26 protein-coding genes are annotated in these 26,512 nt (G+C 46.9%); 7 read left to right on the forward strand and 19 right to left on the reverse strand.

Annotated elements, in window-relative coordinates:
* Positions 1 to 62 precede the first annotated feature (62 nt).
* Complete coding sequence (locus AABA11_RS14795; protein WP_338269125.1) at positions 63 to 869, forward strand: amino acid ABC transporter permease; 807 nt, start codon at positions 63 to 65, stop codon at positions 867 to 869.
* Between the two features lie 350 nt (positions 870 to 1,219).
* Here the strand turns inward: AABA11_RS14795 and AABA11_RS14800 are convergent, their stop codons facing one another.
* The 8 genes from AABA11_RS14800 to AABA11_RS14835 all read right to left on the reverse strand — a co-directional run bounded on the left by AABA11_RS14800 (position 1,220) and on the right by AABA11_RS14835 (position 8,646).
* Entirely contained in the window at positions 1,220 to 2,224 is a 1,005-nt protein-coding gene (locus tag AABA11_RS14800; RefSeq protein WP_338269127.1) for a TIGR03842 family LLM class F420-dependent oxidoreductase, read from the reverse strand.
* A gap of 34 nt (positions 2,225 to 2,258) precedes the next feature.
* Entirely contained in the window at positions 2,259 to 2,957 is a 699-nt protein-coding gene (npdG, locus tag AABA11_RS14805; protein WP_338269129.1) for an NADPH-dependent F420 reductase, read from the reverse strand.
* On the reverse strand, positions 2,954 to 3,727 hold the full coding sequence (gene cofE, locus AABA11_RS14810; protein WP_338269131.1) for a coenzyme F420-0:L-glutamate ligase: 774 nt from the start codon (positions 3,725 to 3,727) through the stop codon (positions 2,954 to 2,956). Before cofE ends, npdG begins: the two co-directional genes overlap by 4 nt.
* On the reverse strand, positions 3,720 to 4,436 hold the full coding sequence (gene cofC, locus AABA11_RS14815; RefSeq protein ID WP_338269134.1) for a 2-phospho-L-lactate guanylyltransferase: 717 nt from the start codon (positions 4,434 to 4,436) through the stop codon (positions 3,720 to 3,722). Before cofC ends, cofE begins: the two co-directional genes overlap by 8 nt.
* Positions 4,436 to 5,395, reverse strand: coding sequence for a 2-phospho-L-lactate transferase (gene cofD, locus AABA11_RS14820; RefSeq protein WP_338269136.1), 960 nt, complete (start codon positions 5,393 to 5,395; stop codon positions 4,436 to 4,438). The genes cofC and cofD overlap by 1 nt, the downstream gene beginning before the upstream one ends.
* Positions 5,395 to 6,600, reverse strand: coding sequence for a 5-amino-6-(D-ribitylamino)uracil--L-tyrosine 4-hydroxyphenyl transferase CofH (cofH, locus tag AABA11_RS14825; RefSeq protein ID WP_338269138.1), 1,206 nt, complete (start codon positions 6,598 to 6,600; stop codon positions 5,395 to 5,397). Before cofH ends, cofD begins: the two co-directional genes overlap by 1 nt.
* Positions 6,597 to 7,727 (reverse strand): 7,8-didemethyl-8-hydroxy-5-deazariboflavin synthase CofG, encoded by a 1,131-nt coding sequence (cofG, locus tag AABA11_RS14830; RefSeq protein WP_338269140.1) that lies wholly within the window; start codon positions 7,725 to 7,727, stop codon positions 6,597 to 6,599. Before cofG ends, cofH begins: the two co-directional genes overlap by 4 nt.
* Before the next feature lie 271 nt (positions 7,728 to 7,998).
* Entirely contained in the window at positions 7,999 to 8,646 is a 648-nt protein-coding gene (locus AABA11_RS14835) for a TetR family transcriptional regulator C-terminal domain-containing protein (RefSeq protein WP_338269142.1), read from the reverse strand.
* A 248-nt stretch (positions 8,647 to 8,894) separates the two neighbouring features.
* Here AABA11_RS14835 and AABA11_RS14840 point away from each other — a divergent pair, with 248 nt between their 5' ends.
* The 3 genes from AABA11_RS14840 to hydA all read left to right on the forward strand — a co-directional run bounded on the left by AABA11_RS14840 (position 8,895) and on the right by hydA (position 13,208).
* Entirely contained in the window at positions 8,895 to 10,139 is a 1,245-nt protein-coding gene (locus tag AABA11_RS14840; RefSeq protein WP_338269144.1) for a Zn-dependent hydrolase, read from the forward strand.
* 77 nt (positions 10,140 to 10,216) lie between these two features.
* On the forward strand, positions 10,217 to 11,701 hold the full coding sequence (locus AABA11_RS14845) for an NCS1 family nucleobase:cation symporter-1 (RefSeq protein WP_338269145.1): 1,485 nt from the start codon (positions 10,217 to 10,219) through the stop codon (positions 11,699 to 11,701).
* Positions 11,702 to 11,765: 64 nt separating this feature from the next.
* On the forward strand, positions 11,766 to 13,208 hold the full coding sequence (gene hydA / locus AABA11_RS14850) for a dihydropyrimidinase (protein ID WP_338269147.1): 1,443 nt from the start codon (positions 11,766 to 11,768) through the stop codon (positions 13,206 to 13,208).
* A 110-nt stretch (positions 13,209 to 13,318) separates the two neighbouring features.
* On the opposite strand, the gene AABA11_RS14855 is transcribed toward hydA, so the two are convergent.
* From AABA11_RS14855 to nrdR, 9 genes are all read right to left on the reverse strand, one after another.
* The gene (locus AABA11_RS14855) at positions 13,319 to 13,801 is read right to left on the reverse strand and encodes a phosphatidylglycerophosphatase A family protein (protein WP_265727180.1); all 483 of its coding nucleotides are present in this window, start codon (positions 13,799 to 13,801) and stop codon (positions 13,319 to 13,321) included.
* Positions 13,802 to 13,830: 29 nt separating this feature from the next.
* Positions 13,831 to 14,781, reverse strand: coding sequence for a thiamine-phosphate kinase (gene thiL / locus AABA11_RS14860; protein ID WP_338269150.1), 951 nt, complete (start codon positions 14,779 to 14,781; stop codon positions 13,831 to 13,833).
* A gap of 170 nt (positions 14,782 to 14,951) precedes the next feature.
* On the reverse strand, positions 14,952 to 15,245 hold the full coding sequence (locus AABA11_RS14865; RefSeq protein ID WP_265727178.1) for a DUF6172 family protein: 294 nt from the start codon (positions 15,243 to 15,245) through the stop codon (positions 14,952 to 14,954).
* Positions 15,246 to 15,433: 188 nt separating this feature from the next.
* Positions 15,434 to 16,723 (reverse strand): MFS transporter, encoded by a 1,290-nt coding sequence (locus tag AABA11_RS14870; protein ID WP_338269152.1) that lies wholly within the window; start codon positions 16,721 to 16,723, stop codon positions 15,434 to 15,436.
* A 231-nt stretch (positions 16,724 to 16,954) separates the two neighbouring features.
* Positions 16,955 to 17,797 carry an IS3 family transposase gene (locus tag AABA11_RS14875; RefSeq protein WP_338266799.1) on the reverse strand — a complete coding sequence of 281 codons (843 nt, stop codon included), beginning with the start codon at positions 17,795 to 17,797 and terminating at the stop codon, positions 16,955 to 16,957.
* Complete coding sequence (locus AABA11_RS14880; RefSeq protein ID WP_338266801.1) at positions 17,797 to 18,297, reverse strand: hypothetical protein; 501 nt, start codon at positions 18,295 to 18,297, stop codon at positions 17,797 to 17,799. Before AABA11_RS14880 ends, AABA11_RS14875 begins: the two co-directional genes overlap by 1 nt.
* A gap of 81 nt (positions 18,298 to 18,378) precedes the next feature.
* On the reverse strand, positions 18,379 to 18,891 hold the full coding sequence (nusB, locus tag AABA11_RS14885; protein WP_338269154.1) for a transcription antitermination factor NusB: 513 nt from the start codon (positions 18,889 to 18,891) through the stop codon (positions 18,379 to 18,381).
* 306 nt (positions 18,892 to 19,197) lie between these two features.
* Positions 19,198 to 20,352: a bifunctional diaminohydroxyphosphoribosylaminopyrimidine deaminase/5-amino-6-(5-phosphoribosylamino)uracil reductase RibD gene (ribD, locus tag AABA11_RS14890; protein ID WP_338269155.1), complete on the reverse strand. Its 1,155-nt coding sequence runs from the start codon at positions 20,350 to 20,352 to the stop codon at positions 19,198 to 19,200.
* Positions 20,349 to 20,861: a transcriptional regulator NrdR gene (nrdR, locus tag AABA11_RS14895; RefSeq protein ID WP_338269157.1), complete on the reverse strand. Its 513-nt coding sequence runs from the start codon at positions 20,859 to 20,861 to the stop codon at positions 20,349 to 20,351. The genes ribD and nrdR overlap by 4 nt, the downstream gene beginning before the upstream one ends.
* A gap of 162 nt (positions 20,862 to 21,023) precedes the next feature.
* Here nrdR and AABA11_RS14900 point away from each other — a divergent pair, with 162 nt between their 5' ends.
* Positions 21,024 to 21,929 carry a DMT family transporter gene (locus AABA11_RS14900; RefSeq protein WP_338269158.1) on the forward strand — a complete coding sequence of 302 codons (906 nt, stop codon included), beginning with the start codon at positions 21,024 to 21,026 and terminating at the stop codon, positions 21,927 to 21,929.
* A 115-nt stretch (positions 21,930 to 22,044) separates the two neighbouring features.
* Positions 22,045 to 23,706, forward strand: a complete 1,662-nt coding sequence (gene ettA, locus AABA11_RS14905; RefSeq protein ID WP_338269161.1) for an energy-dependent translational throttle protein EttA — start codon at positions 22,045 to 22,047, stop codon at positions 23,704 to 23,706.
* An 82-nt stretch (positions 23,707 to 23,788) separates the two neighbouring features.
* On the opposite strand, the gene AABA11_RS14910 is transcribed toward ettA, so the two are convergent.
* A complete protein-coding gene (locus AABA11_RS14910) occupies positions 23,789 to 24,736 on the reverse strand; it encodes an Abi family protein (protein WP_265727709.1) in 948 nt (315 codons plus the stop codon).
* A gap of 187 nt (positions 24,737 to 24,923) precedes the next feature.
* Positions 24,924 to 25,880, reverse strand: coding sequence for a DMT family transporter (locus AABA11_RS14915; RefSeq protein ID WP_338269163.1), 957 nt, complete (start codon positions 25,878 to 25,880; stop codon positions 24,924 to 24,926).
* 136 nt (positions 25,881 to 26,016) lie between these two features.
* Between AABA11_RS14915 and AABA11_RS14920 the strand changes: the two genes are divergently transcribed.
* Complete coding sequence (locus tag AABA11_RS14920) at positions 26,017 to 26,481, forward strand: Lrp/AsnC family transcriptional regulator (protein WP_338269165.1); 465 nt, start codon at positions 26,017 to 26,019, stop codon at positions 26,479 to 26,481.
* Positions 26,482 to 26,512: the final 31 nt, after the last annotated feature.

Raw genomic sequence — 26,512 nt, forward strand, 5'->3', positions numbered from 1 at the left:
TTATTAGACTGTCCGTTTTTTACTTAAAGACGACCAAGGAATGGTCTAGCTATGAATTGATTATGCCCTTTAAAAAAACCGTAGAACGCACGCCTTGGTGGCTCGTCACCATCCTTATTATCGCTCTGATTCTGTTATGGAATATGGTGGCGGACGAAAGCTACCAACGCATCGCGGGCGCACTAAGTGAAGGCTTGCTGACCACAATTGGCGTCACCTTCACCGCTTTTATATTAGCAAGCTTACTTGGGTTATTAATTGCACTGGCAGGATTTTCTCGTCATCGTATTCTGCGTGAATTCGCCCGTTTTTATGTCGAAATCTTCCGCGGCGTACCCGTTCTCGTACTGCTGTTCTACATCGCCTTTGTTGGCGCACCCGAAATGGTCAAACTCTACAACTGGGCGTTACAAATACCGATTGAAGCGGGCTGGATAGAAAAAGCTCGCACACGAGATTTCACCCTACTGTGGCGCGCCATCATTGCCCTAGCCATCAGCTACAGCGCCTTCATTGCCGAAGTCTTCCGCGCAGGCATTCAAGAAGTTGGCAAAGGCCAAATCGAAGCCGCCAAAGCCCTCGGCTTATCCAACTGGCACCGCTTCCGCCTTATCACCCTGCCCCAAGCCATGCGCAAAATCTTACCGCCCCTTGGCAACGACCTCGTCGCCATGATCAAAGACTCCGCACTCGTCTCGGTATTAGGCGTACAAGACATCACCCAGCTTGGCAAAGTCTTCAGCTCCTCCACCTTCCAATTCTTCGAAACCTACAACGTCGTCGCCTTCATGTACCTTGTACTCACACTCAGCTTATCGCTAATGATCCGCGCCTTTGAAGCACATCTAAGACGTAATGATCATCATTGAGTAAAGACATATCCGCTGATGGCCTAAACATCATGAGCGAATAACATTTCGGCGAGGGAGGCGGTAGTTTCGAGAAGGAATGTTATTCGGTCGGTGGAAGCCAAAGCAGTTCAAGTAACAAGAGCAACCCCATCCTAACCTTCCCCTTGGAAGAAAAAAGGGGAAGGAACAGAGACGTATTCGCAGACAACCTAAACATCATGGGCGAATAACATTCCGACGAGGGAGGCGGTAGTTTCGAGGAGGAATGTTATTCGGTCGGTGGAAGCCAAAGCAGTTCAAGTAACAAGAGCAACCCCATCCTAACCTTCCCCTTGGAAGACAAAAGCGGAAGGGACAGTGACAGCAGCTTAGCCATTAAACACGGGGATGATCTCTCTGCCGTATTTGGCGATGATTTCTTCTTCATCACCGCTGTCTAGGTAGATGTTAAATTGCGTAGTGCCTGCTGTTTCTAGGTCTTTGATCTTGGCAATATGGTCTTCAACGGTTCCCAATACACAGAAGCTTTTCACTATGTCTTCGGTGATGAAGTCCAAGAATGGGTTGTCGCTTTGACCATGTTTCGAGTAATCGTAACCACGACGTTTTTCGATGTAATCCGTTAAGCTTTTCGGCACTAAACCAGAATCACTGCCGTATTTTTCAACGATGTCTGCTACGTGATTGCCGACCATGGCAGGGAACCATTTGGTATGTTCAATACAATAATCCATGTCACCAAAATACGCAGGTGCCGCGGCTTGGACTTTGAAGTTAGACATATCACGTCCAGCCGCTTCACCTGCAGCAAGAGATTGATCTTTAAACCATTTAACCAAATCTGGGTCGCCAATTTGCAAAATCAAACCATCACCCACTTCACCAGCAGTAGCCAAGGCTTTCGGGCCATAAGCGCCAATCCAAACAGGTAATTCATAGCCTGTCGCCCAAGGCAGTTTAACGGGTTCAGGACATTCGCCATATTCCACTTCTTCACCGCGCACCATGGCTTTTACCTTTGTGGTAAATTCCGCAAGACGCGCGAGTGTCGCTGGTTTTTTTCCCATTACTCGCATGGAAGAATCGCCACGACCAAGACCAATGTCGAAACGACCGTTACTTTGATGCGCCAAACTCGCGTATAAGCTGGCTGACAAAGACCAATCACGAATATTCGGGTTGGTTACACAAGGGCCAAAACGCATGGTTTTAGTGTGCTCCATGCACATTGCCATAGCGACAAACGACTCACGCCAAAGAATGTGAGAATCGTAAAACCAGCAATAAGTGAAGCCAGCCGCTTCCGCCTGACGAACCAGATTTCGCGCGCGATCTGGGCTGACGAAGCCTTTAAACGTAATGCCAAATTCCATAATGTGTTCCTCTTGTGATTATGTTTTTAATAAATTAATGCGCAACGTTTGGAGGGGAAATTCGTATTCCCGCGTGCGAAAACGGCACCTCTTTCGAAATATTCAATCGAATCAAAATTGGCGTGAGTGCTTCTACACAGCGAGCACTTTCTGCCAAGCCTGCGTTGTAGGCTTTGGTGCCCATTTTTTCGATCAAGTCCATAACGCGTTTTTTCGCGTCAAGGTCATTGCCACACACCAAGATGTCGCAGTTGATGCCACGTGATAAATCATTCAAGGTCACCGCGGAGACATTATGTAAGGCTCCGACAACTGGGATGTCATCACCCAATAACAACTGAGCCGATTCTGTCACCGAGCCGGCTTCTGGCATTAGCACGGCTTTCGGATTGCCTGGTGCCAATGGCACGACGATATCGACCAAGGTTTTACCAACCAGCAATGGTGCCAACATCATTAGGGTGTCGTCATGCCCACTGTAAGGCACAGACAAAATGACTAAATCGTCTGCGGCTTTGGTGGCGTCTTTCATCGACAGGCCCGTAATGTCTGCCTGACAATCCTGTTCCGCCAATATCGCAATAAGTTGCTGTGCGGTTTCTTCTGCCTTGGCAGGATCACGAGAACCTAATACCACGCTGACACCAGCCAGCGCCAAACGCAGGGCCAGTCCTTTCCCTTGCGGGCCAGTTCCGCCAATAATGGCGACTTTATTACTTACGTCGTTTTTCATCTAAAAAGATCCTCGTTATGAGCACGAATCAGGTCACGGCTCGAACTGTCGGTTTTTGACCAAGATAGGCCACGAAAAATAATCACTGGCGATTTCGCACTTTTCTCCATTAACAACCCAGACGCCGCCGCAACCTCATCGGCAAAGGCGGGCGCGGTAACACTCAAAGGTCGTCCATACGCATCTAACTCACCCAACATGTGCATCACGCCCGGCACATTCGCCAAGCCAATCGCCACGTTGGTTTGCCCTAATCGCCAAGGTCGACCAAAGGTATCACTGATAATCACACCCAAATCACAGCCAAAATGGGCTTCTAATTTGTGACACAACAAACGCGCACTTTTGTCAGGATCGTCGGGTAATAAAATCAGCTGACCAGGATGGTCGGCATTGGATTCATCCACCGCTGCGTTGGCGCAGATGTAACCATTTTTGTGTTCGGCGATCAGTACGCCTTCTTCTTGATCTGGCCGTTTCATTGCTCGCACAATTCGGTTTGATTGAGAGAGAATCACCTCGACTTTTCGTGGGTCTTTATTAACGGTTTTTGCCAGTTCTATGGCTTCTTCGCTGGGGGTAATGTCGTCCAAATAGGCAAAAGCACCTTCGCTTTTTGACACTACTTTTTGAGCAATCACCAAGATGTCGCCAGCTACCAGCGTTTGATTTTGTGCCGTTAAGGTATCAATAATTTTTTGCGCTAAATCATCACCCGCCTGAAAATTGGGCAAGCCCATTAGGCGGAACATACTCATAGAATCAGGCATAGTGGCGCTCCTTAATGAGCGATTTTTTTATGAATGGCGACACACTGTCGCGCCATGCTTTGAAGCGTTCGGGCTGGCGAGTCACAGCGACATTAAGGTCGTCGCCTCGATCAATATCCAAGGCAAGATTGCGAAGGTGAAGACTGCGACAAGCCAGTCGGTTATTCAGTGCGTTGGCTTGGTGAGCCGATGCGGAATCACAACCGTATTCAAATTGAATGGCATCCGGTGGCGATGTCAGCAAGGCATTGGTGCCGCCATCTTTGGCGACTGCTATAACGACGCTGGCGTCATTTGCAGCCGACATCAGCGCGACAAACTCCGCAGGATCGAGCATGGCAATATCGCTCGGTACAATCAACATGCTGTCGTAACCCGTCTGTTTTACCCAATCACAAGCAAAATCCAACGCGCCGTTTAAGCCATTTTCCCCATCATCAAATAAGGTATTGGCTTCATAAGTCTGAGCAATCGCCAACACATCAAGAGACTCGCTGACCACCAGCACATCTAACATGGGAAAGTGACGTTGGAAAAACACCAAGGTGTTTTCAAAAAGCGTTAGAGACAAACTTTCACGGGCTGTATCAGACAAGCTACCAACCAGTCTTTGCTTGGAGCGCATTGGCGATTTCATCGGAATCACCACGCAGAGCTTGTCTATAAAAAAAGGCGCCATTAAAGAAGGTGTTTTTAAAAAAGAAGTCATTAGGCTGCCCTCTGCTTTTTATGAGACAAAGCAAACTCAACCACCTTGGTAAGTAACGCCGTTTTGTCTTCAGGGTTTGTCATTAGGGTTGGCGTTACCAACACATCCAGACTTTGCCCTTGCAACCACGCGGCATCTTGCTGATCAATATCGTCAATCACCATGGCCTGCAAGAAGGTGTTGTAACAGTCGTAAATACCTTTCGAATCGATACTTTTCCCAGCGCTTTCGAGCATTTTATCCGCTGGGCCTTTTACTGTTTTTCCGCCAATTAAAGGCGAAATAGCAATAATATAAGCGCCGCTTTTTTCCACCGCTTGCTGAATTTCCGGCACAGCGAGAATGGCGCCAATACTGACAATAGGATTGCTCGGCGCGATGATAATCAGGTCACTATTGGCAATTTGCTCTAAAGCTTGGGGGGTTGGTTTGGCATCGGCAATGCCGTGATATTCGATATCCAGCACGTCAGACTGACAATGCTCGCGCACAAAAAATTCTTGGAAAGACAGCCAGCCTTGTGGTGTCTTCACTCGAGTTTGCACTACATCGTCCGTTGGCAACAAAATCGGTACGCTAACTCCATGACGTTTTGCCAATTGTTCGGTTATGTCACTAGCGCTGACGCCTTGGTGTTTTAAATTCGTTCGGTAAATATGCGTGGCGAGATCCAAATCGCCCAAGGTCATCCAAGTGTCTTGCCCTAAGGATTTTAGCTCAGTCAGCACTTGGTGAGTTTCGTTTTTACGTCCCCAGCCTTGCTGGCGGTCGATCTGATCGCCCAAGGAATAAATCAGCGTATCGATATCTGGCGAGACCCAAAGACCGTGAAATTCATCGTCGTCAGCAATGTTGCCAATGATCTTGGTCGCGCTGGCGTATTGGCTTTTTGCCAAACCTTCGGCAGCTTTTGCGCCACCAACACCGCCCGCTAGCAATGTGATATTTAAACCACTCATTACGCCACTCCTTGAATCGCAATGCGGTTCGTCAATGGCGCTTTGATAGTATTGGCGACGATTGGATAGTCTTTTACGACGTCATATTTGGTGCTGCGCTGTACCGCATGCAAACCCGCCGCTTGGATATTGGCGACCATGTCTTCTGGAAACACTTCTTGCCCATGAGTGGCTCCTGCTGCGCGGGAAATACTTTCATTCATCAAGGTGCCGCCCAAATCATTGGCTCCTGAACGCAGCATCCTAGCGGCTACATCGGGGCCCATTTTTACCCATGACGCTTGAATATTATCGATATGACCTTGCAGCATCAGGCGAGCAATGGCGTGCATTTTAAAATGCTCGTCTTGCGTTGGGCCAGGACGAACCTTGTCTGGGTTGTCCTTGTATAAACGGGTTTCGTAATGGATAAAGCCCAACGGTACGAACTCCGTAAAACCGCCAGTTTCCTTTTGAATATCGCGCAATAATTTGAGGTGATTCGCCCAATGAATCGGCTGATCCACATGGCCGTACATGATGGTAGAAGTCGTCGGCACGCCAACAGAATGGGCAGCTTTGATAATGCGCACCCACTCTTCTGTGGTGAGTTTATTCTTGGTCAATTGCTTGCGCACTTCAGTGTCTAGAATCTCTGCCGCCGTGCCCGGCATAGAACCCAAACCAAGATTTTTTAACTCGGTCAAAAAGGCTTCTGGCTCAAGGCGGCCTTTTTTACAACCGTACCAAATTTCAAATGGAGAAAAGGCGTGAATGTGAATCTCTGGCACTCGTTTTTTCACTGCGATGATTAACTCACGGTAATAATCTGCACCAATGTCTGGGTGCAATCCGCCTTGAATACACACTTCTGTCGCACCGCGATGCCAAGCCTCTTCCGCTCGATCAGCCACTTGTTCGACCGTTAGGAATTCCGCTTCTTTGTCGCCTTTTTCTTTGGCGAAATTACAAAATCGGCAGCCCATGTAACATACGTTAGTGAAATTGATATTGCGCGTAATAACAAAGGTTCCGACATTGCCGACGCGTTTTTCACGTACTTTATCAGCGGTGTCTAACACGGCTTGGGCTTCTGCACCTTGCGTAGCAAACAGAACACAAGCGTCTTCGATACTCAGCTCTTCGCCCAATAAAGACTTATCCAAAATTGTTCGAACGGATTCGCTCACTTGGGCATTGTTTGGTGTTAAAGGAAATAGGTTCATGCGATGACTCCTCCACTTACTTGAGCAGCACGGTTAACCAGCGACGCGACTCGTTGCGTTAAATTAGGGGTTAGATATTTGCTGTCCTGATGCTGGAAACGGTCATAAATGGTCAATCGTTCAGCCAGCGAATAACCCAGTCCTTTACAAGCTTGCGCGACACTGCTGATCTGCGGCCAGGCTCTTTCTGGATTGATAAAGTCTTTGGTCAAAGGCGAGATGCCGCCCCAATCGTTGATGCCCGCATTGATGTAACTGCCGTACTCCACTTCCAAATTAGGCGGGGCCTGTATGCTGATGTCGTCAGGTAAAATCAAACGAGCAATAGCGATGGTGCGTTTCATGTCGTCTAAATTCGGCTCTTGATAATCGGCCATGGCGGTGCCTGCTTTGGCACGAAAATTCTGAATGATGACTTCTTGAATGTGACCATAAGCAAGATGACGGTCACGTATGGCGATAAGACTCTTCACTCGATCTGTCCAGCTTTCACCGATGCCAATCAAAATTCCTGTGGTAAAAGCGATATCAAGGCGACCTGCTTGCTCTATGGTGTCGAGTCGACGTTTTGGGGTTTTGTCTGGGCAAGCATGATGGGCTTGGCCTTTTTTGAGTAAATCATTGGAGACGTTTTCCAACATCATGCCCATGCTAGCGGCAACCGGCTTTAGGCGTTTCAGCTCATCGAAAGACAAAGCACCTGCATTGATGTGAGGTAATAAACTGGTGTGCGTTAAAACACTTTCACATTGGTCATGCAGATAATCCAAGGTGCTGACGTAGCCAAGATTGGCCAACTTATCGCGCGCTTTCTGATGACGTTCTTCTGGTCGCTCGCCCAAACTAAACAAGGCTTCTTTGCAATCTAACGCGGCGCCTTCGTGCGCGGTTTTTAGCACTTGCTCTGGCGTCATGTAATTGGCGTGAGGGGAATCTGGCGACTGTACAAAGGTGCAATAACCGCAGGTGTCGCGACACATATTCGTCAGCGGAATAAACACTTTTTTTGAATAAGTCAGCTGTTTACCCCACGCATTGTCACGCGCTGTCGCGGCTTCTTGGCAGAGTGAATATAAGTCTGGCCCAGTCGCAAACTCATAAGATATGGCTTCAGAATCAGAGATCATAGTCACTCCACGCTTTAATAATTAGATGAGATAAATTAACTTTTTTACCATTTGGTATAAAAATTAATAGCAATCATTTTGCGTAGAGTAAATTGTTTTTATTAGTGCAAAACACGCACCGATAAAGGGCTAGCGCCCTAACGTTCAGTTAAGTAAAAAGTTAACCAAGAGGTTAAGATGATGAAAAGTGGCGTTTTTTTGCACATTTAAACCGTACAAAAAACACACACCAAACCATATGGCAAAGAAGAAAATCAGCCTGAAATTATTTTTAACTATTTTTTTTGGCACCAAGAGCGCGCACAACAAAGTCGGTCACCGCTAATTCCGCTCGCTCAAAGTCTTCTTCATCCAAACGATGTTTGCCTAATAGCACTTCCATTTGTACCGAAAAATCCGCATAGGTTTGTGTCGCCGCCCAAATAGTAAAAAACAAATGCTCTGGGTCTATATCATCGACTAATCCCTTATTTATCCATGACTTAACCAATTCCACGTCACGATCAAACTGAGGTTTTAAATGGCTAATGAGGTACTCTTTTAAGACCGGCGCGCCGCTGATAATTTCATGGGCGAAGACTTTGGATCCGTTCGGATAGAGTCGTGAAAGCTGCATTTTTTCACGCACATAACGACGTATCACCGCTTCGGGTGTGTCGCCTTGAGTTTCTAGGAAGGAAAGCTTTTCTATCCAGATATCGAGCATTTCTTTCAACACTCGTTGGTAGAGTAACTCTTTGTTTGCAAAGTAATAAATCAGGTTTTGTTTGGAAATACTGGCGGCAGCCGCAATGGCTTCCATCGACGAACCGTTATAGCCTTTTTCGGCAAACACCACCTCGGCACAACGCAATATCCGCGACTCTAATTCTTCTCGATTAATCGACTGCTTGGTACGTTTTGTTTTCTTCTCGAGCAAAATTCGATCCGCCTATTATAAAAACATTCACATTACTAATGAGTATTATAAGACCCTGTTTTTATTGCACATTATCTTATTTTTAAATTTTAAAATAGCACACTCGGATGACTCAACGAAGTTTTTATCAGCAAACTTGATTAAAACTTGGCCTGCTTATTGCTGACCAGAAAGACAAGTTGTTTATATTTTTTTATCGACATTTTTTACCTTTTGGTAAAGGTATTGAAAAGCAGTAGGAGCAAGCTATGCAAGACCTTCGTATCAACGAGCAGCGCCTTTGGGACACCTTAATGGAAATGGGCGACATTGGCGGTACAGAAAAAGGCGGTTGTAACCGTCTTGCAGGAACAGACTTAGACAAGCAAGCCCGCGACCTTTTTGTCTCTTGGTGCAAAGCCTGCGGTTGTACAATTGACGTTGATAAAATCGGCAATATCTTCGCCCGTCGCGCGGGAACAAACAATGATTTACCTGCTGTCGGCACTGGCAGTCACCTTGATACTCAACCAACAGGCGGCAAGTTCGACGGTGTCTTCGGCGTTCTTTCTGGCGTTGAAGTCTTACGCACACTTCATGAAAACAACATTGAAACGCCCACCGCAATGGAATTCTCCGTTTGGACCAACGAAGAAGGGTCACGTTTCCAACCCGCTATGCAGGGCTCAGGAACCTATGTCGGTCGCTTCGATCTGGAAACCGAATTAAACAAAACCGACGTCAATGGCATTCGCCTTGGCGACGAACTGGAACGCATTGGTTACTTGGGGGAAATGGAACTGGGTAGCCGACACATGGGCGCATTTTTCGAAGCGCACATCGAACAAGGACCAATTTTAGAAGACGAAGAAAAAGCCATTGGCATAGTGCGACTAGGCCAAGGCATTCGCTGGTACAACATCGAAGTAGTCGGTCGCCCTTCTCACTCTGGCACCACGCCTATGCATCTTCGCAAAGATGCCATGTTAGTGGCCTCAGCCATTGTGACCGAAATGAATGCCATCGCACTTCGCCATGAAAACGGCTTAGGCACGGTAGGCTTTATGCAAGTTTGGCCAAACTCACGCAACACCATTCCAGGCAATGTGAAATTCAGCGCAGACCTGCGCAACCCTAAACCGGATGTCTTGCTCACCATGCACGAAGAACTCGTGACGTTTTGCAAGGAAATCGCCCTCAATCATGGCGTTGAAGTGAACGTCGATCCTTTCTGGTATTTCGCACCTGTTGAGTTTAACGCTTCCGACGACGTAAAAGCCGCCACAGAAAAGCTTGGTTATAGCCATATGGACATCTACGCTGGAGCAGGACACGACGCCTGCTACATGGCGGATCTCGTTCCCACAGGAATGATTTTTACACCTTGTTTGAATGGCATCAGTCATAACGAAGCAGAATACAGTTCGCCAGAAGAATGTGCCGCTGGCGCCAACGTGCTACTGCACGCCATGCTCGAAGCCAGTGAGCGCATCGCTAAAGAACATCAAAAATAAGCAATGCTAAGAGAAGAAAACAAAGAACCATTGAATGAACACAACCCCATAATCAAAAAGTAGAAGAGGTGGAAATCATGACCAGCAAGTCGGTTAAACAAGGTGAGTTTTATGAGCTGGAGATCGACAGCGATCTCCAGCAAAGTTCAGCGTATAACGACGATTTAGCACCAACCAAAGTAAAAGATCGCACATGGAGCAAATGGAATATCGCCGCGTTATGGGTCGGTATGTCGATTTGTGTGCCGACTTATACCTTGGGCGGAGTGTTGACCGCCTACTTCGGATTGTCGGTAATGGAGGCCTTATTTACCATTCTTATCGCTAACATTATCTTGCTGGTGCCACTGACACTAAACGCTTACCCAGGCACAAAGTTCGGTATCCCCTTCCCTGTGTTATTACGTTCATCCTTTGGCATGATTGGTTCTAACATTCCTTGTTTGATCCGAGCCTTGGTAGCCTGTGGTTGGTTCGGTATTCAAACCATGTTCGGTGGTTTGGCGATTCATTTATTCTTGTCTGCCGTGTCTGATGGCTGGGCAAGTTTGGGTGGTGTCGGCGAGGTCATTGGCTTCTTCATTTTCTGGGCGCTGAACATGTACGTAGTGATCCGTGGTGCAGAGTCGATTAAATGGATGGAAACCTTATCCGCGCCACTACTATTGCTCGTTGCCATTGGCCTAATGTTTTGGGCAAGCGACAAGGTATCTTTTACTGAACTACTGGCCACACCAGCAAGCCGTCCTGAAGACGCTGGTTTTATGGGGTATTTTCTAGGCGGCCTAACGGCCATGGTTGGCTTCTGGGCGACCTTGTCGCTGAACATTCCAGACTTTAGCCGCTATGCAAAATCACAAAAAGATCAGGTCATTGGGCAGATCGTTGGCTTGCCTATCACCATGTTCCTCTTCGCCGCTTTAGGCGTGGTACTCACCGCAGCATCGACAACGTTGGTGGGTGAAACCATTTCAGATCCGATATCGTTGATTGGTAAAATCGATAGCCCATTTTGGGTGGCTGTTGCGATGATCTTGATCGTCATTGCGACACTGTCTACCAACACCGCTGCTAACGTGGTTTCCCCTACTAATGACTTCCAAAACATTGCACCAAAGCTGATTAATCATACTCGTGGCGCTTTGCTCACAGGCTTGATTGGCATTTTGCTGATGGGTTGGGAATTACTCAAAAAGTTAGGTCTATTGGAATCTGATGTCAGTGTTGAAGGCATGTATTCCAACTGGCTGCTGGGCTATTCAAGCTTACTTGGCCCTATCGCTGGTATCATGATTGTCGATTACTTTTTGATAAAACGTCAGCATTTGGATTTGGTTGCACTGTATACCAAAGACAGCCTTTACCCTGCCTTCAATAGCGCAGGTCTGATTGCTTTTGCGGTTCCGGTATTGATTACGCTCGTAGCACTGAATATGCCTGCGCTTGGCTGGTTCTACAACTACGGCTGGTTCACTGGCGCATTTACGGGTGCGATTGTGTACTTCGTACTGGCCAACATGCAAACCGCTTCTGCCACTCAAACTGACGCATTGCAGTCATAACCCTCACTCCCTCAGCGGCATCGCTTGATGCCGCTTGTATTTTTCAACTGGAAAAGGACGACACATGAGTAGTCTATTAATAAAAGGTGGGACGATCGTCACCCACGAAGAAAGCTTCAAAGCGGACATTCTTTGCAAAGACAGCAAAATCGTCGAGATTGGCGACATCAGTGTACTGCCAAAAGACGTTGAAACCATTGATGCCACGGGCAAACTCATTATGCCCGGCGGGATTGATCCACATACTCACATGCAATTGCCTTTTATGGGCACAGTCGCAAAAGACGACTTTGCTTCGGGCACCGTCGCTGCGTTGGCAGGCGGTACCACGACGATAATCGACTTCGTGATTCCCAATCCTCAACAGTCATTATTAGATGCCTACCATCAATGGCGTGATTGGGCGAAAAAAGCCCATTCAAACTACACCTTTCATGTGGCGATTACATGGTGGGATGATACCGTTGCAGAAGAAATGAATATTCTGGTACGCGATCATGGCGTAAACAGCTTCAAACATTTTATGGCTTACAAAAATGCCATCATGGCAACCGACGACATTCTAGTGTCGAGCTTCACCAAATGCTTGGAACTTGGCGCTATTCCTACTGTTCACGCCGAAAATGGTGAGCTAGTTTATCACTTACAAAACAAACTCATGGCCGAAGGCCTGACGGGGCCGGAAGCGCATCCTCTGTCTCGCCCTTCTTCAGTAGAAGGGGAAGCCGCGAACAGAGCCATTAGCATCGCCAACACACTCGGCGCGCCTATTTATCTTGTCCATGTTTCCACCGAAGAAGCGGTCGACGCCATTCGCTATGCAAAAGATCACGGTCAAACCGTATTCGGCGAAGTGCTGGCGGGACACCTTACGGTAGACGAAAGCGTTTATCAGAACCCCGATTGGGCAACGGCCGCAGCGCATGTGATGAGTCCTCCGTTTAGACCCAAACACCACCAAGACGCGCTTTGGAAGGGTGTACAAGCGGGAACATTGCAAACCACCGCCACCGACCACTGCGCCTTTTGTGCCGAACAAAAAGCCATGGGCAAAGACAACTTCGCGCAAATCCCTAACGGCACAGCGGGGGTAGAAGAACGCATGATGGTATTATGGGAGAAAGGCGTCAACGAAGGCAAAATCACCATGAATGAGTTTGTTGCCTTAACCTCGACCAACACCGCCAAAATCTTCAACATGTATCCAAACAAAGGCTGCATTCGTGTCGGCGCTGATGCCGATTTGGTGATTTGGAACCCTGACGCAAGCAAAACGATTTCAGCAAAAACCCACCACTCGAAAATCGAACACAGTATTTTTGAAGGCATGGAAATCCACGGTGTGCCTGAAACGACTATTTGTAACGGCAAACTTGCGTGGCATGACAATGTGCTACTCGCGCAATCTGGCGATGGAAAATACATAGATCGTCCAGCTTACGCGCCTTACTACGAAGCTCTAAGAAAACGTAAAGAATTGAATAAACCTAGAGCGGTTGTGCGTTAAAGATAAGCAAAAACAACCCCATCCTAGCCTTCCCCTTGGAAGTAATAAGGGGAAGGAACAGTTCAGGTCTGCTCCTCCCCCTTGTGTCTTTAAGGGGGAAGAACTAAGAACTAAAAAACGAAGGTAACCAAAGCTTGCAGTACGATAAAAGACATAATGCCGGCCAAGATATCATCCAGCATGATGCCGAAGCCGCCGTGGACGTTTTTATCCACCCATGAGATAGGCCAAGGTTTCAAAATATCGAATAAGCGAAACAACACAAAGCCGAGCACGATATAGAACCAACCCGCTGGCGCTAGCCACATGGTAATCCAAAAGCCAACGAATTCGTCCCAGACGATGCCAGCATGATCATGAACACCCATGTCTTTTGAGGTTTTGCCGCATAGGTAGATTCCTACCAACGACGTTACCACCAGCACAGCAAGATACGCCATTGCACTTAAGTCTTGTAATAACCAAATAAAAATTGGCACGGCTGCCAGCGTACCAAAAGTACCTGGGGCTTTTGGCGCGGCACCAGAACCAAGACCAAATGCCAAAAAGTGAATTGGGTTACGCCATACCGACGCTGGGGCAGAGTTTGCCATTTATTGTCACCTATCAGTAAAATTAAAATTTAGAAGTGTTGCCAACCGGTTACCTCACCATCATAACGCTGAATGTTAAAACCGTCTGAGGTGATTTCCCCTATTTTGCTGCATGACAAGCTTAGAGTCTGCGTAATTAACGCGATCTCAGCGGCTTGTTCTTTGGGCGCCGTAAAACACAATTCGTAGTCATCTCCCCCCGTCAAAGCCAGTGTCAGCGCAGATTCAGGTTGCCACTGGCTTAATTCCGCTGAGATGGGCAAACGGCTCGCGTCTATGTTCGCACCTACGCCGGAGGCTTTGAGTATATGTTGGATATCTTGAGCCAGACCATCGGAAATATCCATCATCGAATGCACCACACGTTTTAAGGCCATCCCAACGAATAAGCGAGGTTTTGGGCGCCAGAAGCGCTCATAAAAATAATCAAAGCGTTCACTTGATACTTGTAATTCACCCGTCACAATCGGCACCGCAGCCGCAGCATCGCCGAGCAATCCCGTAACATAAATATCGTCACCCACTTTTGCGCCACTGCGTTTTACCGCCATGTCCGGTTCTACATAGCCATGCACTTGCAGCGTAATGGTTAACGGTCCTTTGGTGGTATCACCGCCCACCAAGGCCAATCCGATTGGCTCCGCCAGTTCGGCCATACCTTGCGCCAACCCCGCTAACCACTGTGGGTCAGAATGTGGAATCGTCAATCCCAAGGTAAAAAATGCCGGCTTCGCCCCCATGGCCGCCAAATCACTGACACAAGTCGCTATCGCACGATAACCAATATCTACGGGGTCGGCATCAAAAGGAAAGTGTCGCCCCTCGACCAAGGTATCCATAGAAAACACCAAGCTCTGACCTTGTGGTACTTGCACCTGGGCACAATCATCACCAATACCCAATAAAAGATCTCCACGCCCCTGTGTGCTTGCCATCACAGACGCTTGGAAGATGTTTTGTATCAACTCAAATTCTTTCAAAAAACGGTCCTTTTATTGATCCTTTTATGGCAACAGCACGGCACATAGAACACCGAAAAGACAACCAAGAGGATACCGTATTACAGACGGGATGTCAGAAGCAAAACAGGGCAGATTACACATCGTAATCTGCCCTGTTTTAATTGTACTTTTTAACGCCAAGTACGCGCTTAATCTTCTGAGCGTTTGGCTCGAGTCTTTGGTGTTGGAATCACTTCTAAATAAAAAGACTTCCAATGCTGACTTTGCGCAGAGCTAATATTGGTATTGATGTCGCCCTCATGAATGGATCTTGCTTTGTCAGCCGTTTGACCAAACTTACAGTTGAATCCCCAAAAATCCGCGCCTTCTGGCAATGCCTTAGTGCGTTCTTGCTTGATGTATTTTTTCACCTCATTTTTCGCTTCTTCGACAATGCGCTGATACGGTTTTTTTGGGTGAGACAAAACAAAGTTCTTTTTCATTATGATCCTAAAAATATTGAGTAAGGCAGCGTAACAACCACCTTGATACCCTTCTATGATAGCGGGTTAAGAATAAACCAGCCATTCATATGAAGAATATTCCCAACTTTTCTTTGCGCTTTGCTCTGACTTGGTGAAACCCAAAGAAACAGTAACGCGCAGCGTATTTTCAAAGAGGGAAAATCACCTTAATTAGAGCGGTTTTCCTCATTTTGCCGTTCTTCCACATCCGCTTGATGCTCAGCATGATCAATGGCCCATTCATTGGCCGCCTCTACCGCAACCACAGAAGTCGTCGGTAACACGCCAAGATAACTGTCCGTATCTTCAACGGCAATTTGTTCGCCCTGCTGAGCCATGCTAAACATGGCAAAACTTGCAATACCTAAGAACGTTATTCCAAGCACAATCCAAAATGCGTCAGGCCCAAGTACCTGCATACACCAACCGCTTAGCAAAGGGCCTGCAATAGCGCCTAAACCAAAGGTAAACACCAATCCGCCAGACGCTGCAGGCATATCACTGGGGGAAAGAGAGTCGTTGGTATACGCCAGAAATAACGCATACAGTGGCGTTGTTACACCCCCCGCAAAAAATGCGGACGCCATCAAAGGCCAAAAAGCCCCATGACTCATCCAACCAAACGCACACGAAGCACCACCAAGACAAGAAGCCCAAAAGATCAATTTGCTGCGGCTTACTCGGTCAGACAACCACCCAATTGGGTACTGCATCACCAGAGCGCCAGCAAACAACATGGCAACAAACAGAGCGATGCTGTTTGCAGAAAGCCCTACTTGGCTGCCGAAAACAGCCCCCATGCCTGATTGCGTGGCATAAACACACCCCAATAAAAATATGCCGACGGTTCCCAGCGGCGAGATTTTGAGTAACGCCCAAAGTGACATGGGTTTTGACACCTCGACCGCTGGAACAACGGCGGCAGACAACAAAATGGGAGCAAAAGACACCGAGACCAAAATAGAAGCGCCAATAAATAATACCGAGGTGCCCGCGTCTCCTAGCATCAGCAGACCTTGAGCGCCGATAATGCCCAGTGTCTGCGCCATCATGTAAGCAGAAAGCACCTTGCCTCGGGTGTCATTTGTGGCGGCATCATTCAACCAACTTTCGGCCGCAACATAAATGCCTGACATACAAAAGCCCAATAACACACGAATCAGCGTCCACGCCCAAGGGTCAGTCATCAATGGGAAAGAAATAAGCCCTGCAGACATAAAACTGCCCAGCGCGGCAAAGACACGAACATGGCCTACTCGACGAATCAATAAAGGCGTAAACCGAGCACCGGACAAAAAACCAACATAGTAACCCGAGGTAATGATCGCCAGTTCCGCGGACGAGAACCCCTCAATCCCACCTCTTAGGCCGATCAAGGTGAAATGCATACCATTGCCCAACATAATGAGCACGATTCCAAGCAACAAAGCCCAAACCTTTGTCAGTACCTGAACCATTTTTCCAACCCCGCCGTTTATACAGACCGCCCACTATCAGGCTTCACCCATTCGTCATTCAGGTGGCATCTCGTATTACGACACTATTCCTATTTCTCCCCGCATTACCGCCCAACAACGCCATAATATTGTTCACAAACGCCAAAACCTTCCACGCCATCGCAAAATAAAAGCATAAAAAAACCCCGTTATTAGCTATGTTGAAGTGACCCCATAAAGTTGGACTCATTTCTAAGCAGCTAGCAAGGCCTGATTTCGATATTCAATCGGACTCAGGCCTTTTAGTTTCTGTTTAATTCGCTCGTTGTTATAGTAATCGATGTATTCTTTGATTTTCTCAATAAGATCATCGGCATTTCTAAACACGTTATTGTGGAACATTTCTGTCTTCAGTATGCCGAAAAAGCTCTCTGCAACGGCATTATCCAAACAGTTTCCTTTGCGTGACATACTTTGTATTAATCCCTTTTCTCTAAGCTGGTTTTGATACTGTCGATTCTGATATTGCCAACCTTGATCTGAGTGAACAATGGGCTTCTCATGCGATTTTAATTTATCTGTCGCGCTCTTCAACATATCTGTGACTAAGGAGAGCTTCACCGATTGACGTACTTCATAGCTCACTACTTCTCGGTTAAAAAGATCAATAATAGGAGACAGGTAAACCTTCTTGTCTCCCACTTTAAATTCAGTGACATCCGTTACCCATTTCTGGTTAGGCCTATTTGCCACAAATTCTCTATTAACGAGATTTGGAGCTATTCTTCCTACATGCCCTTTATAAGATCTATATCGCTTCGGTCGAACTTTTGATTTGAGCCCTAGTTCATTCATAAGGCGTTGAACTCGCTTATGGTTAATAAGAGTACCTGCTGAACGTAATGCCAGTGTGATTCTACGGTATCCATATCGACCTTTGTGTTGATGGTAAATATCTTGTATTTGCGCCTTTAGCCCTGCATCAGACCCAACAACAGCTAGCATCTTACGATGATAGTAGTAAACGCTTCTAGGTAACCCTGTCGCTTTAAGCAAACAAGATAAGTTAAATTCTGCCTTGAGCTCATTGACCACTAGAGTCTTTTCTTTGCTTTTTTCTTTTTGGCTTGAGCCAAGGCTTCTAACTTTTTTAAAACGGCATTCTCAGCACGTAAATACTCTAATTCTTCTCTCAGTTCTTTTTCGGTCATTTGTTCTGAGGGAGTTGGAGTAGTCGAAGAATGATTCATGTTAGATTTGCCTTTTTTTCGTGAAGTAAGTCGTAGAGTACCTTCACGAGAATAAAGGGATCGCCATTGAAATAAAATACCTGGAGAAGATAAATCAAAGTACGCACAGCAGTAAGCAAGAGACCATTTATTTGCTTGCATGGACTTCACTGCGTTTAACTTGAAGTGAGATGAATAAGGATGGCCTTCATGACGAAAACTTTCAACGCCATGTATTTGAAAAACTAATGACCAGTAACGGATTTGTCCTGATGACACTCCGAATTTACGACCGAGTTCTCTTGAACTTTCATGTTGAGCAAGTTTGGCTAATTTTAACTTAAACGCTCTGTGGTATTTAGACATAAAAAGACCCCCAGTAATTGGATAGTCCAACTATTGGGGGTCACTTCATGTAATAACGGGGTTTTTAGTGATCTTATTTGCTTATTTGTTGGCTTCACGACGAGCGGCGATTTCTTCGCGGCGCACGCGCTGTGCAAGCTTATCTAGAATGCCATTCACGTATTTGTGGCTCTCTGTCGCACCGAAACCTTTTGCAAGCTCAACACTTTCGTTGATCGCAACTCGGTATGGTACATCCAAACGTTGAGACAACTCATATGAACCAATACGCATTACCGCCAATTCGATTGGGTCCAGTTCGCTCAACGGGCGATCTAGTAGCTCTTCAAATAAAGCGTCCAATTTTTTGGCGCTGGCTGTTACACCTTGTAGTAATTCGCGGAAGTAGACTTTGTCACAAGAATCCATTTCTTGATCTTGATTCATCACGAATTGAGTTTCGATCTCGCTCACCGCAGATTGGTTCATCTGCCATTGGTAGACCGCTTGTAATGCCAAACGACGAGAAGCACTGCGCAATTGCGAACGTGAAGGTTTTTTGTCCTTACGTTTTGGTGCTGGAGTTTGGTCGTTGGTTGTTTCCACTTCGCTCATTTTTTGCCTCAATTGTCCAGACTACGCCGCCTTATGGGCTGACGCTTTGGCCTGTTTGGCTTTTGTCTGTTTGGCTTTTGTTTATTTAGAAAATACCCTTGGTTGTTAAAGAGCTACCAAATACGGCTTTTAGACAGCATCTGAGTCATATCGACCAAAGGTACGAATATATGGGTTATCTTGGTCGGCGATTATAGCAACATTTATTCTAGGATTCTCGGCAAAATTGGCGAAATATAAGTAAGAAAAACCTATTTTCAGGCTTTTCTTAAAAAAAGCCTGAAAAAGCAATCACTCAGCTTTTGGCTATTCCTCAAAATCGTCTTCAAAATCTTCGTCTAGGTATTTGGGTACATACACCAAACGCACATCTTGCCCAACTTGGCGAACGGATTTAAGCGTTAGCTCAACCGCTTCATCCATTTCTTCTAAGGGCAATTTAAACAAAGGTCGCGCGCTGGAACCCAGTAATTTCGGAGCCATGTACACGACGATTTCGTCTATTAAACCGGCTTCTAAAAAACCACCAGCCAACTCAGCGCCCGCTTCCAACAAGACTTCATTAATGCCTGCGTCAGCAAGTTGTTCCATGGCATCCAACAAGTCCAACCTACCATCCAGCCCGCGAGGGGCAAATCGAACCGTCACGCCTTTTTTCGTCAGCAGAGCAAGGTGCTCTTCTTCCACCTCTTCTTCCACAGAAAACACCCATGCTTGATTCGTTGGGTAAAGAATTTTTGCTTCTGGAAGAACAGACAAAGCCGTGTCCATTACCACACGAATCGGCTGACGCACGCTTTTCGGGTCGGCTTCTTGATCGTTATTATCAATGCGAACCGTCATGCTTGGATTGTCAGCCAACACCGAACCAATGCCCGTCACGATCGCGTCACTTTGCGCACGCAAACGCTGAACATCCAAACGCGCCGCTGTGTCGGTAATCCATTGGCTTTCGCCAGATTCCATTGCTGTGCGGCCGTCCATACTCATGGCAAGCTTAACGCGAACATAAGGAAGCCCCTCGCGCATGCGTTTGATAAAGCCAGGGTTAAGCGCTTCGCATTCCGCTTCCAAAACAGGACCTATAATCTCGATGCCGGCTTTTTTGATTTTCGCTAAGCCGTTGCCAGACACTTCTGGATTCGGATCTTGCATACCGTAGACCACGCGCGCGACGCCCGCTTTGATCAAGGCATCGGCACAAGGCGGCGTTTTGCCTTGGTGACTGCACGGCTCCAAGGTGACATACGCGGTCGCACCAACAGCGTCTTGGTTGGCGTCCGCCAAAGCATTGACCTCGGCATGACCTTCGCCGGCTTTCACATGAAAGCCTTGACCGATGATTTGTTGGTCTTTTACCAACACGCACCCAACGCGAGGATTAGGGTGAGTGGTGTAGCGACCTTTTTTCGCCAGTTGAATGGCTTTGGCCATCCAGTATTCGTGATTATAAACGGTCATGCTTTGTCTTCTTGTTCCGATTCTGGGGCGTTTTGTTTTGCATCTGGAGCAATAACGCAGTGGTTTTCTAGGCGGTCTATCGCTTCGCGGAATTCGCTGATGTCTTTGAAGCTTCTGTACACAGAGGCAAAACGCACATAAGCCACTTGATCGAGGCGTTGTAACTCTTCCATTACGGCTTCGCCTGTCCAACGAGACGGCAACTCGCGCTCGCCCGTAGCTTGCATTTTTTCTTTGATTCGAGTGATGGCGGTTTCGACTGCTTCAATGCTGACAGGGCGTTTCTCGATGGCTTTGATAATGCCATTGCGCAGTTTGTCTTCGTCAAAGGCTTCTCGGCTGCCATCGCTTTTGATCAATTTAGGCATTTGCAATTCAGCCACTTCAAAGGTGGTGAAGCGCTCTTGGCAATGTATACAGGTTCTGCGACGGCGAACTTGTGCGCCTTCAGACACCAGTCGAGAGTCCACTACTTTAGTATCTTGAGTTCCACAAAAAGGGCATCGCATGGCGCTTCCAATATGACTAATTTGGTGTAAGAATGCCTCGAATAAGGCCTTCACTTTCTGGCTCAAATAATAACAACCCCGCCATAATTTAGCTACCAAGCTACCGTGTGCGCTTGAATCATTCCTAAGTATTGTGGAATGAGTAAGTTTATAAGGATTTATATGCCGTTCGCAGAATTATCAGGCTTGGTTGCCGCCCTGTGTTGGACCGTTTCAAGCCTGATGGCGCCAGGGCTTATTCAACGCTTTGGCACCATGCGCTTTAATACTTTTCGTATCGTTATCGCCAGCTCCATATTGGTATTAATTTGCCTTGTCACACAACGTTTCAATGCGACACTGTGGCTGCACGCCGAGGTCGTCATGCTGTCTGGGCTATTGGGCATTTTCATTGGCGACACCATGCTGTTTACCGCCGTGCACCGCCTTGGCCCTCGCCGTACAGGGGTGCTGTTTGCCACCAATGCGCCGATGTCGATTCTATTGAGTTGGTTGTTTTTAGGAGAAAACCTTTCTTTCGGTCAGCTCTTTGCCTGTGGCTTAGTTTTGATCGGCGTGGTGATTGCCATTTTGTTTGGTCGCAAAAATAACCTTCATGCGTGGGAGCAAACCAAGGGCAAATTAAGCAGTGGCATTCTTCTGGCTCTTGGTGCGGCGTTAGGGCAAGCCAGTGGTGCGTTGTTAAGCAAACCGGCTTTGCTTGATGGCGCTGATCCTATTGCCGTTTCAGCCTTGAGGGTGGGCACCGGAGCCTTAGCACTTGTTTTGGCTTATGGCTTGTTCTATCGACACAAACAACCTGCTGACGCCGTTCCTTTTACACAGCTGACACGCTTTGACTTTATGGGCATCGCGACCCTTGCCACCATTGGTATGGTCATCGGCATGAGTGTCTTGGTGTGGGGCGTCGGCAACGCCAACGTCGGCATTGTCACGACATTGTCCGCCGTTGTTCCCGTATTGATTTTACCGGGGTTGTGGATCACCACAGGACAACGCCCTGCTGTTGGCGCGTGGATTGGGGCTATTTTCGTTGTCGCTGGCGCCGCGTTGATTATTCTGAAATAGCCACGATTGTGCTATTCTTAACGCACTCAATTTTCAATCGGCTCTCCATTGATTCACCCGTTTTGTATTTGGCGAATCATGGAGCGTTTTTTAATCTAGGATAAGTGGCATTTCTATGGCTCAGTTCGTATACAGCATGAACCGCGTTGGGAAAGTTGTTCCCCCAAAACGCGAAATTCTTAAAGACATTTCCCTTTCATTCTTCCCGGGCGCTAAGATCGGTGTATTGGGTCTTAACGGTTCTGGTAAATCGACGCTACTTCGCATCATGGCGGGTGTGGATACCGAGCATAACGGTGAAGCACGCCCAATGCCTGGCATCAAAATCGGCTACTTGGAACAAGAACCTCACCTTGATCCAGAAAAAAACGTGCGCGGCATTGTGGAAGAAGCGTTCGCTGACGTGATTGAAGCCATGGCACGTTTGGATGCGGTTTACGCAGAATACGCAGAGCCAGACGCAGACTTTGATGCCCTAGCAAAAGAACAAGGCCAACTTGAAGCTTTGATCGAAGCGAAAGAAGGTCACAACCTAGAACGCGCCCTTGAAGTAGCTGCTGATGCGCTACGCCTTCCTCATTGGGATGCAAAAGTAGAACATCTTTCTGGTGGTGAGCGTCGTCGTGTTGCGCTTTGTCGTTTGCTATTAAACAAGCCTGATATGATTCTTCTAGACGAGCCAACCAACCATTTGGATGCTGAATCCGTCGCTTGGCTAGAGCGCTTCTTAAAAGATTACCCAGGCACCGTTGTGGCGATTACCCACGACCGTTACTTCCTAGATAACGCCGCTGGCTGGATCCTAGAACTTGACCGTGGCCACGGTATTCCATACGAAGGTAACTACTCTTCTTGGTTGGAACAAAAAGACGCGCGTCTACAAACCGAAGCGAAGCAACAAGCCTCTCACCAGAAAGCCATTAAATCGGAACTTGAGTGGGTTCGCCAAAACGCCAAAGGCCGTCAGTCTAAATCCAAAGCCCGTTTGGCTCGATTCGAAGAAATGAACTCGCAAGAGTTCCAAGATCGTAACGAAACCAACGAATTGTACATTCCACCAGGACCACGTCTGGGTAACAAAGTCATCGAAATCGAAGGCGTTAGCAAAAGCTTCGAACACAAGATGCTACTAGAAGACTTCAACATGGTGGTGCCACAAGGCGCGATCGTTGGTGTTGTGGGTGGTAACGGTGCGGGTAAATCAACCCTATTCAAAATGATCGCTGGCATCGAGCAACCAGACACAGGCACTGTCACCATAGGTGAAACCGTACAGCTTGCTTACGTTGATCAAATGCGCGAACTCGACGGCGACAAAACGGTCTTTGAAGAAATCGCTGATGGCCAAGACATGATCACGGTTCACAACTACAAAGTGCCGTCTCGTGCTTACATTGGTCGCTTTAACTTCAAAGGGTCGGATCAACAAAAATTGGTTAAGCATTTGTCAGGTGGTGAGCGTAACCGTTTACACCTTGCAAAACTGCTTAAAGAAGGCGGCAACGTATTGCTACTGGATGAGCCGACCAACGACCTTGACGTAGAAACCTTACGTGCACTGGAAGACGCGCTACTGGCCTTCCCAGGCGCCGCGATTGTTATTTCCCATGACCGTTGGTTCCTAGACCGTATCGCGACACACATCCTAGCGTACGAAGGCGATTCTAAAGCCGTCTTCTTCGAAGGTAACTACGCAGAATACGAAGCCGACTACAAAGCTCGTACTGGTAACGAAGCGACACCAACTCGTATCAAATACAAACGTATTGATGCGTAATTATATTTACTAGGATTGGTTGGCTTAAATGGAAAGCCGCTTATCGGAAGGTAAGCGGTTTTTTTATTGCAGAGCATTAAGATCAAGACCAAATAGGATCATCATACCAATCTACTGGAAAACCAGCAGAATGAGCTCTAGCTTTGGACTCAGGGTACTTGTCAAATAAACTCAAAAGATAGTGCTTCACCTGAAACCGCATTGATAAATGGTCATCCATTCTCTTAAGTAAAATACAAAACAAATAGATTTTATTCGGGTTCGTTGGCGGGTAACTAGAATGTAACCTATTTAATACTCCACTAGCCTGCCTATGATTAGCGTTCCAAACCCTAGAATGGTGTGCACATCTATTACGGACGTCTCGTATGGCTATAATCCAATTATTAAGTTCTTTTAAATTTCTTGCCCCAAATTCATTAGCTAAAGCATCTAACTTATTCGAATTCTTAACACCTTGAAACTGAGCCTTATCTAAAGAATTGTAAATAATGGGAATTTGCCCAAAAGTCGCTAATTCACTAATCACCCAGAAAGGTGGTAATTGCTTAAAGTCACTATTTGTGTCGTTATAATAGTTGTTTTTAAAGTGGTTAGAGAAATCGTCTTTTGACCGAAGAAAGTTAGCGGACAGATTTGTCCTAACGCCATCAATGGTACGATGGGTGTTTTTAAGGAATAACGTATTATCTAGATACCAAAACGGATTATTAGTATGAGAAGCAACAACCTGATCTAGCTTAGAGCGCAGCTTAATCTCGATTCGACAAATTATAGAAAAGATATAATTACGTAGCTCCTCATCGAAACGATAAAGCTCGACACCTTGTTCAAAGCTTGATGGCGATAAGTAAAACGCCAAATTTTCATCGAGAAAAGGCCAAAGGTAGGCTTTAAAACGATAGTAATTAACATTTTCAATAAATCGCTTTGCTTCATATTCACTCGCTACAGACAATCCCTTTGTTTGCATATATAGCACGAGCTCTTCAGGGGATTTATACTCTTTATTGTAATAACGATATGGCATGATATTTCCCTTATCATAGACATAAAAAAGCCCACTGACTTCTTAAGAATAAGAGTAGCGGGCGTTGTTATTACTCATAATATACTCGGTCTAATAGACTGTCAAACTGAGCAAACATACAATAACGACTTACCTTATAAGTTCAGTCGTTGACTTCTTAACTTGCTCAGGTGTGAAACCAACAAAACTACCGCTTCCTCAAGATCCCGCTAGCAATAACAACACCGATGCTGACTAGAATGAGTCCGGCGATGGAGTAGCCTTCTAGCTGTTCGCCAAGTACAGGGATGGCGATGAGAGCAGCAAGCACTGGGGTGAAGGCGCCGATGGCGGCCATGTTTTCAGCGCCGAGTTTTTGGATGGCGTAGCCGTAGGAAAATCCTGTCATTAAGCCAACCAGTAGGCTTTGTACTAATACTTGTCCGGCGATCATTTCCCATGAGGCTTGCGCTAGACCGCTGGATACCAGCCCCGTTGCCCCAAGAACTATCAGTGCAAGCAGCGAGACCAACCCCATTAGAGCGGTTGATACCAGCGGCGGCAATCCTGCGATTCGTAAACTGACGGTGTAAACAGCCCAAAAGAAGCTAGCAGCCAATAACAACAGATCGCCTTTCCATGTGCCTTCAGGTGCGGTTAATAGCGACAAACTGAGCAATACCACAACGCCAAAACACACCAAACTCAAGCCAATTTTTCGTTCCCGACTGACTTTCTCTTGATAGAAAAGAACGGCTAACAACGTCACAAAAAAAGGAAACGCGCCCAAAATTAACAGACCAGCATGAGATGCTGGAGCGTATTTCAAACCGGTCGCGCTCAAATAGAAAAACGGCAGTCCAGCACCACACACAATACCCAACAGCAAAATCGGCGACACCGCTCGAACTGTCGCGCGCGCGCGCCACAAGAAAGGAAACAACAGCAATGCCGGTGGCGAATAACGCAGCACACCCAGATCAAAAGCCGTCAAGGTGTTCGTTACGCCAGCGCGCATACTCACCAACCACGAAGCCCAAATAAGGATACTGACAAACGCAGCCAGCAAGCCCAAACGAAAACCCCAACCAGTGGCGTATTGTTTGTATTGTGGTGGCGTTTGCGTCAACGTGGATTGAGAGTCGTGTGAATAAACTTGGGACATAGCTACCTCGAAGGAAATCATCAAGCTAATTATCAACCCTGAAGCGCGAGCATGTCCTTGCTATTTACCCTTAAAAAAGGCGAGTATTTAGCACATAACGCCCCTAAAAATTAAATATGATACCAAGTGTGCCAATATGGATAAAATCGACTTAGACATTCTTTCTCATCTGCAATCTGATGGCCGCCTTACCAATGTGGCATTGGCAGAAGAAATTCACTTATCGCCCTCACCTTGTTTGCGCCGTGTTAAACAACTAGAGGACTCTGGGGTGATCGAGGGTTATCACGCTCGCATTGACCGTCAAAAAGCCGGTTTTTCCATGACGGTGTTTGTGGAAGTACGCTTAAAAAGCCACGCTGGGGACAAACATATTGTGTTTGAAAATGCGATTCTGGAGATGGAAGACATCATCAGCGCACACCTTGTTTCTGGCATCGCCGATTACCGTCTGGAAGTGGTCGCGGTGGATTTACAAGACTACGAACGTATTCTCAAAGCCTTGCAATCTTTGCCCCATGTGAAAGACATTCAGAGCCATTTTGCCATTCGTTCAGTAAAGACGTCCGCACCGCTGCCGCTGAAAAAGCCACGAGCATGATGCAAAAAAGCCGCTTATCTTGCGATAAGCG

The organism is Marinomonas pontica (assembly GCF_036322735.1).
Taxonomy (GTDB): Bacteria; Pseudomonadota; Gammaproteobacteria; order Pseudomonadales; family Marinomonadaceae; genus Marinomonas; species Marinomonas pontica.

Bases quoted from the DNA above. Each gene is read 5' to 3' on its own strand.
- cofG (WP_338269140.1), bottom strand. From the start codon at position 7,727: ATGATCTCTGATTCTGAAGCCATATCTTATGAGTTTGCGACTGGGCCA.
- AABA11_RS14920 (WP_338269165.1), top strand. From the start codon at position 26,017: ATGGATAAAATCGACTTAGACATTCTTTCTCATCTGCAATCTGATGGC.
- cofD (WP_338269136.1), bottom strand. From the start codon at position 5,395: ATGAGTGGTTTAAATATCACATTGCTAGCGGGCGGTGTTGGTGGCGCA.
- AABA11_RS14915 (WP_338269163.1), bottom strand. From the start codon at position 25,880: ATGTCCCAAGTTTATTCACACGACTCTCAATCCACGTTGACGCAAACG.
- ribD (WP_338269155.1), bottom strand. From the start codon at position 20,352: ATGACCGTTTATAATCACGAATACTGGATGGCCAAAGCCATTCAACTG.
- cofH (WP_338269138.1), bottom strand. From the start codon at position 6,600: ATGAACCTATTTCCTTTAACACCAAACAATGCCCAAGTGAGCGAATCC.
- npdG (WP_338269129.1), bottom strand. From the start codon at position 2,957: ATGAAAAACGACGTAAGTAATAAAGTCGCCATTATTGGCGGAACTGGC.
- AABA11_RS14910 (WP_265727709.1), bottom strand. From the start codon at position 24,736: ATGCCATATCGTTATTACAATAAAGAGTATAAATCCCCTGAAGAGCTC.
- AABA11_RS14840 (WP_338269144.1), top strand. From the start codon at position 8,895: ATGCAAGACCTTCGTATCAACGAGCAGCGCCTTTGGGACACCTTAATG.
- nrdR (WP_338269157.1), bottom strand. From the start codon at position 20,861: ATGCGATGCCCTTTTTGTGGAACTCAAGATACTAAAGTAGTGGACTCT.
- nusB (WP_338269154.1), bottom strand. From the start codon at position 18,891: ATGAGCGAAGTGGAAACAACCAACGACCAAACTCCAGCACCAAAACGT.
- hydA (WP_338269147.1), top strand. From the start codon at position 11,766: ATGAGTAGTCTATTAATAAAAGGTGGGACGATCGTCACCCACGAAGAA.
- AABA11_RS14870 (WP_338269152.1), bottom strand. From the start codon at position 16,723: ATGGTTCAGGTACTGACAAAGGTTTGGGCTTTGTTGCTTGGAATCGTG.
- cofE (WP_338269131.1), bottom strand. From the start codon at position 3,727: ATGCCTGATTCTATGAGTATGTTCCGCCTAATGGGCTTGCCCAATTTT.
- ettA (WP_338269161.1), top strand. From the start codon at position 22,045: ATGGCTCAGTTCGTATACAGCATGAACCGCGTTGGGAAAGTTGTTCCC.
- cofC (WP_338269134.1), bottom strand. From the start codon at position 4,436: ATGACTTCTTTTTTAAAAACACCTTCTTTAATGGCGCCTTTTTTTATA.
- AABA11_RS14880 (WP_338266801.1), bottom strand. From the start codon at position 18,297: ATGTCTAAATACCACAGAGCGTTTAAGTTAAAATTAGCCAAACTTGCT.
- AABA11_RS14865 (WP_265727178.1), bottom strand. From the start codon at position 15,245: ATGAAAAAGAACTTTGTTTTGTCTCACCCAAAAAAACCGTATCAGCGC.
- AABA11_RS14800 (WP_338269127.1), bottom strand. From the start codon at position 2,224: ATGGAATTTGGCATTACGTTTAAAGGCTTCGTCAGCCCAGATCGCGCG.
- AABA11_RS14845 (WP_338269145.1), top strand. From the start codon at position 10,217: ATGACCAGCAAGTCGGTTAAACAAGGTGAGTTTTATGAGCTGGAGATC.
- AABA11_RS14855 (WP_265727180.1), bottom strand. From the start codon at position 13,801: ATGGCAAACTCTGCCCCAGCGTCGGTATGGCGTAACCCAATTCACTTT.
- AABA11_RS14900 (WP_338269158.1), top strand. From the start codon at position 21,024: ATGCCGTTCGCAGAATTATCAGGCTTGGTTGCCGCCCTGTGTTGGACC.
- AABA11_RS14795 (WP_338269125.1), top strand. From the start codon at position 63: ATGCCCTTTAAAAAAACCGTAGAACGCACGCCTTGGTGGCTCGTCACC.